Consider the following 13,206-nt stretch of genomic DNA (forward strand, 5'->3'; position numbering starts at 1 on the left):
GGCAATCGCACTTGCAACGCACGGGCGGTATTTCCCCGCAACCTGTGGCCTTTGCCGCTTTGCGCCCCCCGCCCTTTTAGGGTAGATGCCCGGCAATCAGTGACAGTGGGTTTGGGCGATGGCAAAACGGATCATGATGGTGGGTGCAGGCCTGTCGGGCGCAGTGATTGGCCGCGCATTGGCCGATGCGGGCCACCAGATCACGGTGGTTGATGCCCGCGACCATATCGGCGGCAATTGCCACACCGCGCGCGATGCCGAAACCGGGGTGATGGTCCATACCTATGGGCCGCATATCTTTCACACCGATGACGCCGAAGTCTGGGATTACGTGAACGGCTTTGCGACGTTTTTGCCCTTCAAAAACAGGGTCAAAACCACCGCCAAGGGGCAGGTGTTTTCGCTGCCCGTGAACCTGCACACGATCAACCAGTTCTACAACAAGACGATGCGCCCCGAAGAGGCGCGCGCCTTTATCGCCAACCAAGCCAGCGACATCCCCGAACCGCAGACGTTCGAGGAACAGGCACTCGCCTTTGTGGGCCCCGATCTTTATGACGCCTTCTTCAAGGGCTACACGCAAAAGCAATGGGGCTGCTCGCCCACCGAACTGCCGGCTGCGATTCTCAAGCGCCTGCCGCTGCGCTTCAACTACGACGACAACTACTTCTTCCACAAATTCCAGGGCATGCCCGAAGAGGGCTATACCGTGATGATCGAACGGATCCTCGATCATCCGGGCATCACCGTGGAGTTGAACCGCGCCTTTGACCCCGCCGAAGCAGACGCGTGGGACCATGTGTTCTGGTCCGGCCCGCTGGATGGCTTCTTTGGCTACAACCTTGGACGCTTAGGCTACCGGACGCTTGATTTCGAAACCTTCCGCGCGGAAGGCGATTATCAGGGCTGTGCGGTGATGAACTATGGCGACGTGGATGTGCCCTATACGCGCATTACTGAACATAAGCACTTCAGCCCGTGGGAGGATCACGAGAACTCGATCCTCTATAAGGAAAGCGCGCGCGAATGCGGGCCTGATGACATCCCCTATTACCCCATTCGCCTGGTCGATGAAAAAGCCATGCTGGCCGATTACGTCGCCGCGGCGCAAGCGGTGGAGAACGTGACCTTTGTGGGCCGCCTTGGCACCTATCGCTATCTCGATATGGATGTGACCATCCGCGAAAGCCTTGATTGCGCCGCCGACTGGCTGACGGCAGAGGCTGCAGGCGCCCCTGCCCCCACCTTTTCCAAGGCCCCGCTGTGACACTCGCCGCTGTTGTCGTCACCTACCAGCGGCTGGCGCAGCTGCAGCTGACCGTCGCCGCCCTGCTGACCGAGGACGTGGATCATGTGATCGTGGTCGACAACGCCAGCGCCGATGACACGCCCAACTGGCTGGCCACCCAAGATGATCCGCGCCTGACGGTGGTGACGCTGGATGACAACCTTGGCGGTGCCGGCGGGTTCGAGGCCGGGATGGCCGCCGCGCGTGACCGCTTTGACCCCGATTGGGTGGTGTTGATGGATGATGACGCCCGCCCCGAACCGGGCGCGCTGGCACAATTCCGGGCAAAAATCCCCACGTTAGACCCTGAAATCGGCTGTGTAGCAGCGGCGGTGTTCTATCCAAACGGTACGCTGTGCGAGATGAACCGCCCCTCCAATAATCCGTTCTGGAACCTTGGCCTGTTCGCCCGCACATTGGTGCGTGGCAGCCGTGCGGGGTTCCATTTGCCCGATGACGCCTTTGCCCCCGATGCCCCTGATCGCAAGATCGACGTGGCCTCTTTCGTGGGCTACTTTGTCAGCCGCGACTGCATCGCGCGGGCAGGCCTGCCCGAAGGCGGGCTGTTCATCTATGGCGACGACGTTCTTTACTCGCTCAGACTGCGGCGCGCCGGGCTGCAGATGATGCTGATGCCTTCTGTGCGGTTTGTGCATGACTGCGGCACCATGGGGCAGGGGTTCATCTACCGGCCCCTGTGGAAGATCTATTACCACTGCCGCAACGGTGTCAGCATCGCACGGCAAGCGGCAGGGCCGCTGATCTTTCCCGCCGCGCTGGCCTATTACACCGTGATCTGGTGGCGCCGTGGCAATCACTATGATGCAGATGAACGCGCGCTTTACCGCCGCATGATGTGGATCGGGTTGCGCGATGGGCTTTTGCGCCGCCGTGGCCGCAATGACGCGATCCATGCGATGGGGGCGGCACCACTGGCGTGACGGCACAGCCCGCGCTATCGTGGCCCTGAGGCAAGGAAAGACACCCGATGACAGACGCGCAAACCCCGGAAAAAGCGCCTGAAAACAATTCGTTAAAGGGTCAGGGCAACGGCCCGGGCAAGGGGAAAGGTCAAGGCAAAGGCAAGAAAGCCGCTCAGCCTCAGCGCCCGGTGCCGCAGCCCTATGTCCCGCGCCCTCCGGCCAAAGCGGCCCGTGCCAAGCCGCGGCACTGGTTCATGTTCTTTGCCTTCATCATCATGGTGGCTGCCCCCGTCTCTGTGGCGGGCTGGTATCTTTATACCCGCGCGGCCGACCAATACGCCTCGACCCTTGGCTTCACCGTCCGCTCCGAAGACGTCTCCAGTGCGGTGGATATTCTGGGCGGGCTCGGCTCGACTCTGGGCGGCGGCGGCGGCGGCGACAGTGACATCCTGTATGAATTCATCCGCAGCCAGGAAATGGTACGCGCCATCGACACCAAACTGGACCTGCGCGGCCTCTTCAGCCGCCATGTGGAACAAGACCCGGTACTGGGTTTTGACCCCGCAGGCACGATCGAAGACCTGACCACCTTTTGGCGCCGCATGGTGCGGGTGTCCTATGACACCGGGTCAGGCCTGATCGAGCTGCGCGTGCTGGCCTTTGAACCGGAAGAGGCCAAGGCCATCGCCGAGGCGATCTATGACGAAAGCTCTGTCATGATCAACGCGCTCTCGGCCATCGCGCGGGCCGATGCGACCCGATATGCGCAAGAAGATCTGGAACTCTCGCTGGAACGCCTGAAAACCGCACGCGAGGCGCTGACCGCCTTTCGCCTCGCCAACCAGATCGTCGATCCCAATGCCGATATCCAGACCCAGATCGGTCTGCTGGCGACCCTGCAGGAACAACAGGCCACCGCGATCATCGAATATCAGCTGATCTCGGAAACCGCGTCCGAGGGCGACCCCCGCGTGGCACAGGCCCGCCGCCGGCTCGAGGTGATCGAGGCGCAGGTGGAAGAGGAACGCAAAAAATTCGGCGCAGGCGGGGTTGGCCCCGGCGGTCAGGAATACGCCAAGATCATTTCTGAATTCGAGCGCCTGACCGTGGACCGTGAATTTGCCGAAACCGCCTATGCCGCAACACTCTCGGCCTTTGATGCCGCCCGGGCAGAGGCGAACCGCCAATCACGCTATCTGGCGGCCTATATCCAGCCCACGCTGGCCGAACGGTCCGAATTCCCCCAGCGCGAGGTGCTTCTGGCGCTCGTCACCCTCTTCAGCTTTCTGACATGGGCGATCATCAGCTTGATCTACTACGCCCTGCGCGACCGCCGCTAAGGGCCCTGGCATGATCCAGTTCCAAAACGTCAACAAAACCTTCTGGACCCAATCCGGCAGCAAGGTGATTGCCGATGACATCAACATCACCTTCCCCACCGGCAAATCCGTGGGGCTGATGGGCCGCAATGGCGCGGGCAAAACCACGCTGATGCAGATGATCGGCGGGCGGGTCAAACCCGACAGCGGCGTGATTGACCGCACCGGCACGATTTCGTGGACCGTGGGCTTTGCAGGTTCGTTCAATCGCGACATGACCGGCGCGCAGAACACAAAATTCATCGCCCGCGTCTATGGCGTCGATACCGAAGACCTAATGGCCTATGTGCAGGACTTTGCCGAACTCGGGCACCATTTCCACGCGCCTGTGCGCAGCTATTCGGCGGGCATGCGGTCGCGGCTGGCCTTTGGGGTGTCCATCGGTATCCCGTTTGACACCTATCTGGTGGACGAGGTCACATCAGTGGGCGACGCGGCCTTTAAACGCAAAAGTCGGCTGGCCTTTACCGAGCGGATGAAGACCGCAGGCGCCGTGGTTGTCACCCACTCTACCCGGCAGCTGAAAATGCTCTGTGATGCCGGGGCCATTTTGGAAGACGGCAAGTTGACCTATTACGATGACGTGGACGAGGCGATCGCCCAGCACCACGCCAATATGGGCTCCGATGAGGACGAGTGACGTTTCGCGCGCGAAACGTATTATGTCACATTTTTGGGGTAAAATATACTCTATTACAGGGACTTTAGAGTCTGAATAAGCCTGGCGACCACGTCCGGATCGCGCATCCTGTCACCTGACAGTTCAACTCTGCCGCTGGCCTTGCGGGTCAGGGTAATGCCCGGGGCCACGTCAATTTTTTCAGCCGGGGCGGCCCCCGTTTTGGCCCCAACACCCGGCCCGCGCAACACCCGGGTCAGCACTGCGACTTCCTCTGCCGCTGTGGCTGGCGGCGTGATCTGCAGCGCCTGTTTCAGCCGGGACGTAAAGCTTGGATCGCTGCCCAACTGCTTGGCCACCGCCAACCCCAGCTTTTCACTGATCGCCGTGGGAAACCGCAGCACATCATCCAGCGCCCGGACCAGCCCGACAAAGCTGCCGATCTTGGATCGCCGCGCACGCGGCACATGGGCAAACAGCGCCGAAAGCGCCAGCGCATCGGTGCGGTAAACACCGGCATCCTTGGCCCTCGCCACGATCCGGCCCCGTTCATAGAACGACAGATCCACGCGGACTTCATTTTCCTCGACCATCGACAGATAGGCCTCTGCCGCCTCTTGTGGCGCGCGCACAACGGCCAAAACAGTGTCTAACGCTGGGTTTTTCTCTGAAATCTCGCGCAAGGCTGTATAGCGTCGATAGCCTGAGATCAGCCCGTAGCGCCCAGCCCCCAGATCGCTGACTTCAATTGGTGTCTGCTGGCCGCGCGCCTCAAGGCTGGCAACCAGCGCCTGCATCTCGGTCGCATCCATCGCCACCCGATCCCGCACCAGAAACCCCGGATCAATCACATCCAGTGGCAGCTTTTGGATCAGCCGCCCCTCGGACCGCGCGGCGGTCAATTCGGCGGCCACCTCGGTTAGGGCGGCACTGGCTGCTGCATCATGGGCCACATCGGCAATCGGCGGCCGCGTGGACAGGGCAGGGCGGGCGGATGCCGCCGGGGCCTCTGCTACGGGCGCATCCATCCGCGCCGGGGTCAGCCGTTTACGTTTTGCCATGCCCACCTCCTGTTTCGCGTGCGAAACATCTCATGTCATTCTGCCGCCTGTTGCGCGGCCAGCTCATCCTGCCGCCATGTGCCCACCAGCAGCGATTTGAACGCCGCATAGGTGGCATCAAAGGTCTCGCGCCCGCGGGCATAGGTTTCGCGGTTGAAATCGCGATAATCCGCCTCGTAGATGCCCTGCACCTGTTCCCCCGCCTGACCGATCAGCGCCGTGAAATCCTGCCGGTGCGGCGACAACGTCTTGCCCAGATAGGCCTGCATCAGCGCCGCAAGCTCTGCCTGTTGTGACCCGTCATAGCGGGTCACAACCGCACGCACTGCATCCCATGAAAACGCCATTTCGGGTCGGCCAAGCGCGCGGGCGGCCAGGTTTTCACCGTCTTCGATGCTGGAAAACGTCGTGTGCAGCATGTCGAAAAACCGGCCCGTGCTGTCAAACTCAAGAAAACTCGCCCCCACCGGCACCAACAGGATATCCGCCGCCGCCAGACCATTGATCGTGAGGTACCCAAGGGCAGGGGGGGTATCGATAAAGACCACATCGTAGTCATCCAGCACACCATCCGCGTCCAGCACGTCGGTCAGCGCATCCCACAGCTTCCAACCGCGCCCCTGCATCCGCCAGACCGGCACCTGAAACTCGGCCCAATACAGGTTCAGCTGCGCGCCGATCAGGTCGATGTTCGGCCAATGGGTGCCCTGAATGAGGTCCGCAGCTTTGACCTTCAGCGCTTCATCCAGTGTCTCATCAAGGGGAATAGGCGCATCGCCCCGGTCAATCCGCCGCTGGTTGTCTTGGCGTAAATGCCCCGCATAATGCCGCGCCAGCAGCGGAAACACCGTCTGCCATTCATCCGTGACCTTGCCGCCAAAGATCGAGGTCATCGAGGCTTGGCTATCGAGGTCAATCACCAGCACCTTGTAGCCATCCAGCGCCGCCGACATCGCCAGATGCGCCGCCGTGGATGTTTTGCCGACACCGCCCTTGAAATTCGCGACCGCCACCATCTTGGCGGGCAGCCCCTTGGGGCGGTAGGGCAGATAGTCTTTGGCCTTGGATCCTTGGGCGGCAAAGAAGGCGCGCAGCCGCTGCACCTCATCGAGGGTGAACCACTTCGCACCACCGTCCGTTTCGGTGGTGCCCTGCGGCAGTTCGGGGTTCTGTTTCAGCACGCGCCGGAAATGCGCCTGCGCCACTGGGATCAGGTAGCGGGTGATTTCCCAGGTCGAAAACCGCCGCAATTGCCGACTGCCATCTTCGGCCAATCCCCGGCCCGCCAGATCATCACGCCCCGCTTCGCAGGCACGCGCAATCTGTGCAAAACCATCCGTAGACGTGGGCCCATCCAAGGCGGCCATTGCCGCATCAGGGGTGATTTGGGCATAAAGGGGCAGGCTGCTCATCCCGCGCTCCATGTGTTGTGTTTTGGGCAAGATACCACAAAACGCCGCACATGAAAGCAAAGGTTGAACATCGCCCCGATTTTCTTAGGAAATCCAGCGGTTTCCAGCCTCTAACGCGATCTGGATCAGGGAAAAGAAAAAAAGAGGTTGTTAGAATCCGTTAGTTGATGGTTACGCATGTGCGGCGTTTCGGCAAGTCTTTGGAATCCCCGCATGAATACCGTCACCAAAACACCGCTGCGACTCTGAAACCCCGATGAGGCGATTCTGATCCGACGCTACAACGACTCTGATCCCCCGTTCGCCAGGTAGACAGGGGCCTGTGGATAACTTTAGGGTGTCACTGAAACCCCGAAGTCAAAACAGGGGTGATTCCAAAGGGCAGGTCATGACCACCGCACCAGCTATGCGCGATTTTTTTGTCTGTGACATCTTTGATGCCGCGCCCAAAGGCGATCTTGGATCGATGGAACATCCGTTCTTTTCGCTCTCGACCCGACCCGATCGCACCATCCGCCATTATCACCACAACGGGACAGAGATTACCGTCACCCCTTCGGTGCGGGGCCGTGCCACGATCCATGACAAAGACATCCTGATCTATTGCATCAGCCAGTTGATGGCGGCGCTGAACGCAGGCCGCGCAATCAGCCGCCACCTGACGCTCACCGCCCACGATCTGCTGGTGGCCTGCCGACGCGACACTGGCGGCGACAGCTACACCCGTCTGCGCGAAGGCTTTGAACGGCTCGCAGGCACCCGGATCACCACCAATCTGGTCACCGGAGAGCTGGAGACCACCACCGGGTTTGGCCTGATTGAAAGCTGGGAGATTGTGCGCCGCACCCGCGGCGGACGCATGGTCAGTGTCAGCGTCACGCTGTCGGATTGGTTATTCCGGGCCGTGCAGGCGAAATCGGTGCTGACGCTGTCACGCGCCTATTTCACTTTGCGCAAACCGCTGGAACGGCGCGTCTATGAACTGGCGCGCAAACATTGCGGCAATCAGCGCGAATGGCGGATTTCAGTGGCGACCCTGCACACCAAGGCAGGCTCTGACGCGCCGGTGCGGGTGTTTCGCGCAGCGATCCGTAAGATGATCGCCGCAGATACGCTGCCCGATTATGAGCTGGCCGAGGAGGAGGGCGATATCATCCGCGTCACCCGCCGCCGCCTGATCGAAGAAACGCCCGGCCTGCCGCCCTTTGATGCCGAGACGCTGGATACCGCCCGTGCCATGGCACCGGGCTGGGATATCTATGCGCTCGAGGCGGAATGGCGCGCCTTTTGGGTCACCTCTGGCCGTCAGCCTTTGCGCAGCCCCGGCAAGGCGTTCCTGGGCTGGCTGCGGGGCCGCGTGCAGCGCTAGCGCCCGGGCAGGCCGCCCAGATAGGTCAGATTATAGGTCAGCGTCTCGGTGAACCGGTTCAGGATCTGCAGCCCGCTGGTACTGGCCGCGATGACGCTGTTGCCCGCAGTGCCCTCTGTGCCGGTCAGGGTCGCGCTGCCCAGACTTTCCAGCGATGGCCCGTTGCCGATCACCGCCACCCCGGGCGAGGCACCGGTGTCATAGATCACAAAGCCCCCGTGTGACGCCAATGGATGGCCCGAGGGGGCCAACCGCAGCACAGTGATCAGCACGCCACCCGACTGACAGGGGGTCGGCAGGGTGATTACCGTATCGGGCGCCACATCCACAGCCCCCCCGGTGATCGCTGCGGCCGTGGTCATGCCACTGGTGGCATCCATACGCAGCGCTTCGGTGAAACTAGCCCCATCGGGCGAGACCTTGACGCTGAAATCATCATTGCCCGCCAACCCCATCTCGGCGCGGCCCGAAAACCCGGTCTGATACAGCAGGCTCGCGGTGTCGCCCGCATTTGCCTTGTTGATCTTCAGCTGATGCCCGGCACCCGCATTGTTCAACAGCGTGGCATCCGCCGCCACCGCCAGCTTGTTGGTGGCGTCATAGCTGGCGCCAATGCCGACCCCCGCCAGATTGTTCAGATCGGGCGCGCCCGTGGTCAGATCAGCCCAATTTGCCCCGTCATAGACCCTGATCTCACCTGCGGCGGCATCATAGGCCCGCAAGCCGGTGCGCGGCACCACATAAAGCCAGCCACCCCCGCGCCAGCTTGCGATTTCGCCTGTGCGCCCGGCCCAGGCCCCGCTGGCCCCGGCAGCCACCACCCAGGCCTGCCCCTCATTGGGGCTGCCGGGCGGGGTGGTGGTGACAAAATCCTGCACCACCAGCTGCACCAACAGGTCCAGCTGTTCGACGGCTTCGTTGTGGGTCACATGTTTCTGGGCCTGGCCCGCCTGAATATAGGGCAGGTTCAGGCTGGGCGAGGATTGGGACATGGGGGTGGCCACCTTTGTTAAACCGATTTGCCGCAGGATCAGGCAAAGCGGTGAACGCCTGCTTGCAGCACCGTGCGGTGCCAAAGCGGTGAAAAATCGCGCAACAATCGCCATGATTTGGTCAGATTGTTTCAATAAACCTCGGCCTCAGGCATGCTATGACAATTGACCGCAGTGGGACCAAAACCGTGAATATTCAGACCTTCGACAGCGTCACATCATCCGTCAAACTGGTGATCTGGGACCTTGATGAGACCTTCTGGAAAGGCACGCTTTCGGAAGAGGGCATTGAACCCATTCAGGCCCATATCGACATGGTCCGCACGCTGGTCGATCGCGGCATCATGTGTTCGATCTGTTCCAAGAACGACTTTGATCAGGCCAAGGCGGCGCTGGAAAAGCTGGGTATCTGGGACATGTTCGTCTTTCCCCATATCGCCTGGTCCCCCAAGGGGCAGGCGATTGAGAAAATGGTGCGTGACATGGGGCTGCGCGACGAAAACGTGCTGTTCCTTGATGACAACCACCTCAACCTCGAAGAGGCGCAGTTTTTCAACACATCCCTGATGGCGGTTGAGGCGCATGGCGACATGACCGGGCTCTTGGCGCTGCCGCAGCTCAAGGGCAAGGATGACAGCACCCATTCCCGCCTCGCGCAGTACAAGGTGATGGAGCAGAAGCAATCCGAACAGGCGGATGCAGGCCTGTCGAATACCGAATTTCTGAAACAGTCCGAGATCAAGATCCGCATCATCACGGACGTGGAAAACCACATGGACCGGGTGCTTGAGATCCTCAACCGCACCAACCAGCTGAACTTTACCAAGGTGCGCGCCAATACCGACGCAGAGCGGCAAGACCTCGCGGACCTCCTCGCGGTGTCGGGCATGCATGCGGGCCTGATCGAGGTGCGCGACCGCTATGGTGATTACGGCATCGTTGGCTTCTTTTGCGTGCGCACCAAGTTTTCCGGCACCACCGTGCATCACCTGGCATTTTCCTGCCGGACGCTGAACATGGGTGTCGAACAATGGGTCTGGAATTATCTGGGCCGCCCCGACTTTAAACATGTGGGGCCCGTCGCCGGTGAGCTGTCAGAGCCTGAGACGGTCGATTGGATCACCGAAGTCACCGATTTCGACACCGGCGAGAACGAGCTGGAAGAACGACGCCTTTGTCTGGTGGGCGGCTGTGATTTGTTGCAGGTCAGCTTTTACTGCGGCACCAACCGCGATGAATTTGTGAACAAGCAGGACGATCAGGGCATGTTGGTGCGCTATGATGACGTCGGCTTTTTCATCAACCCGCGCGATCCGCAGCTGAAACACTCCAAACCGCTGCAACGCTTTGCGGGCTATACATTGGACGAGATGAAGGATCTGGACCGATCCCTGCGCGAGGCGGACCTGATCCTGCTGTCGATGTATTTCTCGATCCCGTCAGACAACCTTTTCACCTATGGCGGGCAGGAATGGGGCGGCAAATATTACGCCACCATTCCGCCGCGTCGGATGAAAAAGCTGATGAAAGATCCCGATCACGCAATGCGCTTTGCCAAGGAAATGTTCCACCGCCGCCTGCCACTGGAAGAGCGGTTGGAATTGACCCGCCGCAGCTTTGAACACGCCGACACGCTGCGCGATCCTGAAACGCCGCTCTTTATTCTGTCGGCGGTGACCAAACACGGGCAACAGGCCGAACGCACGCTGGCCATGCGCCAGGGGTTCAACACGATGTGCCGCGACTTCTGTGCGGGCCGCCCCAATACCTATTTTGTCGATATCGACACCCTGCTGGACGACGATGAATTCGCCGACAGTGACCACTACACACGCACCGGCTATTTCAAGATCGCCGAGTTCGTGAACCAGAACGCAAAATCCTGAAGGCCCGTCAGAGGCCAGCACCAAGAGGCAGAAGACCATGAGCAAGTTTGACCATACAGGGGGTCATGTGACACCCGTGATGACATCGAAAACCGATCTGACCTATGACGTCCTGCTGGATGAAATCGCCTGCCGCGCCAAGACATGGGCCTGGTGGCATGACGACAAGGGTGACCAACTGACCGTGAATTTCACCACCCACGGGGCGATGGAATTTGACACCAGCCACAAGGACGTCGCCGCCTGGATGGCGGATGCCCACAAGGACGGCTGGACGATTGAACCGTTTTCCTGCCTGGTGCTGGAAACGCTGGCCGATCTGACCGGGGCGACCACGGCGCTTGATATCGGTACACACTACGGCTTTATCTCGCAGTTCATGCTGCGCCTGCCGCAGATGACCCGCGTGGACGGGATCGAAATGAATCCCTTTGCCGCCGGTGTTGTGGCGGCCAACCATGCGAAAAACCCCGGATTAGACCCTGATAACCGCTATCATATGCATGTGGCGGGTCTGTCGGACACATCCGCGCTGAATCAAACGGTCTGGTATGAAGGCATGCGTCTGGCCTTTGAAAAGCGCGGCCGCTGGACCGAAGGCACGCTGGATATCCTCAGCTTGCGTGATCTGTGCGACCGCATCGGCCATGTGCCTGATCTGATCAAGATCGACATCGAAGGCTGGGAAGGGCGTCTGGTCGATGACCTCAACCACATTCTGGATCAGCACCACCCTGCGGTGCTCTTGGAACTGCACTGGGACGAAATCGTCGAACGTCACGGGGCCACGCGCCGCGACATCATGATGGCCTTCCTGTCGCACGGCTATCGCTGTGGCCGGTTGCAATGGCACCAGAAAATGCCCAAGGCCGGGTTCCTGCAAGAGGTTACGGTTGAAAACCTGGACGAGATGCTGGGCAATAAAAACCACGCGATGTTTGCGCTTTTTTAAAAGGTTTGGGCACCTCTGCCATATGGGGACCGCAGCGCTGCCTCAAAACGGCCACGCCCCTTGGCAAATTTCAGCGGCGCGGCGCATCACCACGTGGTGGTGCAGCGGCAACATGATATGACGCGCCTCAAACGGCGGCAGCAGGATAGGGCAGGCCTTCATGACATCCGTGATCGACACAATCGACTGGGGCACCAAGCAGGACGACAATGTCGTGACCGTCTACTTTGTGCCCCAGGGCCAAAGCCGGACCTTTGCACCGGGTGAAACGGTGACCTCCGAAGGGTTCAACGCCTACGAAAAGGCGCAGTTCCAAAAGGCCTTTGACAAGATCGCATCGGTCAGCGGGCTGACCTTCCAGATCGTGACCGGGACCACCGCGGGCGCCAATGCCGATTTTCAGATGGTGCTGGACACAAATGAAATCCGCAACATGCCCGAAGACGACCAGTTTCTGGGCTATTTCAACCCGCCCGGCGAAACCTTTGAAGGCGTGGGCGTCTTTAACGGGGACCTGTGGGACCGCAACGAAGGCGGCGATCTGCGCATGGGCGGCTTTGGCTATGTCACCATCGTGCATGAATTGATGCACGGTCTGGGGGCGGCCCATCCGCATGACAATGGCGGCAGTTCGACCATCATGCAGGGCGTCACGGATGCCTTTGATGACTATGGCCGCGACAACCTCAATCAGGGTGTCTATACCACCATGTCCTACAACTCCGGCTATCTGACCGGACCGGTTGGCTCTGCCCCCGGCTTTTCAGCCACCTACGGCTATGAGGCGGGACCGATGGCGCTGGATATCGCGCTGCTGCAAGACCTTTACGGCACGACCGCGCGCAACACCGGCAACACCGTCTACAAACTGCCCGATGCCAACAAGGGCGGGACCATGTGGCGGTCGATCTGGGACACCAAGGGCTTTGACGAAATCCGCTATGACGGCAACCGCGATATCACCATCGACCTGCGTCCGGCCACGCTGCAATACGGCGAAGGGGCAGGGGGCTATATCTCGGCCGCGCGCGGCATTGCGGGTGGCTATACCATCGCCAATGGCGTGACCATCGAAAAGGCTGTGGGCGGCAACGGTGATGACACCATCGTCGGCAACAAGGCCGCAAATGTGATCGTGGGCCGCAATGGCGCTGATGTGGTCAATGCAGGGCGGGGCCGCGACACGATCTATGGCGGCAACAACGCTGACAAGCTCAATGGCAACGACGGCCGGGACGAGATCTTTGGCGGCTATGGCAATGACCGGATCACCGGCGGCTGGAAAGACGATATCCTGCACGGGCAGGTGGGCAATGACTTTATCA

The 13,206-nt window shown here is 60.6% G+C and carries 11 protein-coding genes; 8 read left to right on the plus strand and 3 right to left on the minus strand.

From position 1 onward, the window contains the following. Nucleotides 1-118: 118 nt before the first annotated feature. The 4 genes from glf to AB3Y40_RS20270 are packed head-to-tail and all read left to right on the plus strand — an operon-like array spanning nt 119 to nt 4,230. Complete coding sequence (gene glf / locus AB3Y40_RS20255; protein WP_369440708.1) at nt 119-1,267, plus strand: UDP-galactopyranose mutase; 1,149 nt, start codon at nt 119-121, stop codon at nt 1,265-1,267. Beyond that, nucleotides 1,264-2,229, plus strand: coding sequence for a glycosyltransferase (locus AB3Y40_RS20260; protein ID WP_369440709.1), 966 nt, complete (start codon nt 1,264-1,266; stop codon nt 2,227-2,229). Before glf ends, AB3Y40_RS20260 begins: the two co-directional genes overlap by 4 nt. Before the next feature lie 47 nt (nt 2,230-2,276). Then, nucleotides 2,277-3,551: a sugar transporter gene (locus AB3Y40_RS20265; protein ID WP_369440710.1), complete on the plus strand. Its 1,275-nt coding sequence runs from the start codon at nt 2,277-2,279 to the stop codon at nt 3,549-3,551. A gap of 10 nt (nt 3,552-3,561) precedes the next feature. Then, the gene (locus tag AB3Y40_RS20270) at nt 3,562-4,230 is read left to right on the plus strand and encodes an ABC transporter ATP-binding protein (RefSeq protein ID WP_369440711.1); all 669 of its coding nucleotides are present in this window, start codon (nt 3,562-3,564) and stop codon (nt 4,228-4,230) included. A gap of 53 nt (nt 4,231-4,283) precedes the next feature. Here the strand turns inward: AB3Y40_RS20270 and AB3Y40_RS20275 are convergent, their stop codons facing one another. Both AB3Y40_RS20275 and AB3Y40_RS20280 read right to left on the minus strand, forming a co-directional pair. Next, nucleotides 4,284-5,270, minus strand: a complete 987-nt coding sequence (locus tag AB3Y40_RS20275; protein ID WP_369440712.1) for a ParB/RepB/Spo0J family partition protein — start codon at nt 5,268-5,270, stop codon at nt 4,284-4,286. Nucleotides 5,271-5,305: 35 nt separating this feature from the next. Continuing rightward, nucleotides 5,306-6,682, minus strand: coding sequence for an AAA family ATPase (locus AB3Y40_RS20280; RefSeq protein ID WP_369440713.1), 1,377 nt, complete (start codon nt 6,680-6,682; stop codon nt 5,306-5,308). Between the two features lie 388 nt (nt 6,683-7,070). On the opposite strand from AB3Y40_RS20280, the gene AB3Y40_RS20285 reads away from it, so the two are divergent. Further along, on the plus strand, nt 7,071-8,051 hold the full coding sequence (locus tag AB3Y40_RS20285; RefSeq protein ID WP_369440714.1) for a replication initiator protein A: 981 nt from the start codon (nt 7,071-7,073) through the stop codon (nt 8,049-8,051). Here AB3Y40_RS20285 and AB3Y40_RS20290 read toward each other — a convergent pair. Further along, nucleotides 8,048-9,043 (minus strand): DUF2793 domain-containing protein, encoded by a 996-nt coding sequence (locus AB3Y40_RS20290; RefSeq protein WP_369440715.1) that lies wholly within the window; start codon nt 9,041-9,043, stop codon nt 8,048-8,050. The genes AB3Y40_RS20285 and AB3Y40_RS20290 overlap by 4 nt on opposite strands. A gap of 158 nt (nt 9,044-9,201) precedes the next feature. Here AB3Y40_RS20290 and AB3Y40_RS20295 point away from each other — a divergent pair, with 158 nt between their 5' ends. The 3 genes from AB3Y40_RS20295 to AB3Y40_RS20305 form a co-directional block, all read left to right on the plus strand. Beyond that, entirely contained in the window at nt 9,202-10,929 is a 1,728-nt protein-coding gene (locus AB3Y40_RS20295; RefSeq protein WP_369440716.1) for a hypothetical protein, read from the plus strand. A 79-nt stretch (nt 10,930-11,008) separates the two neighbouring features. Then, on the plus strand, nt 11,009-11,881 hold the full coding sequence (locus AB3Y40_RS20300) for an FkbM family methyltransferase (RefSeq protein WP_369440717.1): 873 nt from the start codon (nt 11,009-11,011) through the stop codon (nt 11,879-11,881). A gap of 160 nt (nt 11,882-12,041) precedes the next feature. Further along, nucleotides 12,042-13,206 (plus strand): M10 family metallopeptidase (locus AB3Y40_RS20305; RefSeq protein ID WP_369440718.1); only part of this gene is annotated, 1,165 nt, incomplete at its 3' end.

Origin of the sequence: Yoonia sp. R2331 (genome assembly GCF_041103235.1) — a bacterium.
GTDB lineage: Bacteria > Pseudomonadota > Alphaproteobacteria > Rhodobacterales > Rhodobacteraceae > CANMYO01.

Bases quoted from the DNA above. Each gene is read 5' to 3' on its own strand.
- AB3Y40_RS20290 (WP_369440715.1), bottom strand. From the start codon at position 9,043: ATGTCCCAATCCTCGCCCAGCCTGAACCTGCCCTATATTCAGGCGGGC.
- AB3Y40_RS20280 (WP_369440713.1), bottom strand. From the start codon at position 6,682: ATGAGCAGCCTGCCCCTTTATGCCCAAATCACCCCTGATGCGGCAATG.
- glf (WP_369440708.1), top strand. From the start codon at position 119: ATGGCAAAACGGATCATGATGGTGGGTGCAGGCCTGTCGGGCGCAGTG.
- AB3Y40_RS20270 (WP_369440711.1), top strand. From the start codon at position 3,562: ATGATCCAGTTCCAAAACGTCAACAAAACCTTCTGGACCCAATCCGGC.
- AB3Y40_RS20275 (WP_369440712.1), bottom strand. From the start codon at position 5,270: ATGGCAAAACGTAAACGGCTGACCCCGGCGCGGATGGATGCGCCCGTA.
- AB3Y40_RS20300 (WP_369440717.1), top strand. From the start codon at position 11,009: ATGACATCGAAAACCGATCTGACCTATGACGTCCTGCTGGATGAAATC.
- AB3Y40_RS20265 (WP_369440710.1), top strand. From the start codon at position 2,277: ATGACAGACGCGCAAACCCCGGAAAAAGCGCCTGAAAACAATTCGTTA.
- AB3Y40_RS20285 (WP_369440714.1), top strand. From the start codon at position 7,071: ATGACCACCGCACCAGCTATGCGCGATTTTTTTGTCTGTGACATCTTT.
- AB3Y40_RS20295 (WP_369440716.1), top strand. From the start codon at position 9,202: ATGACAATTGACCGCAGTGGGACCAAAACCGTGAATATTCAGACCTTC.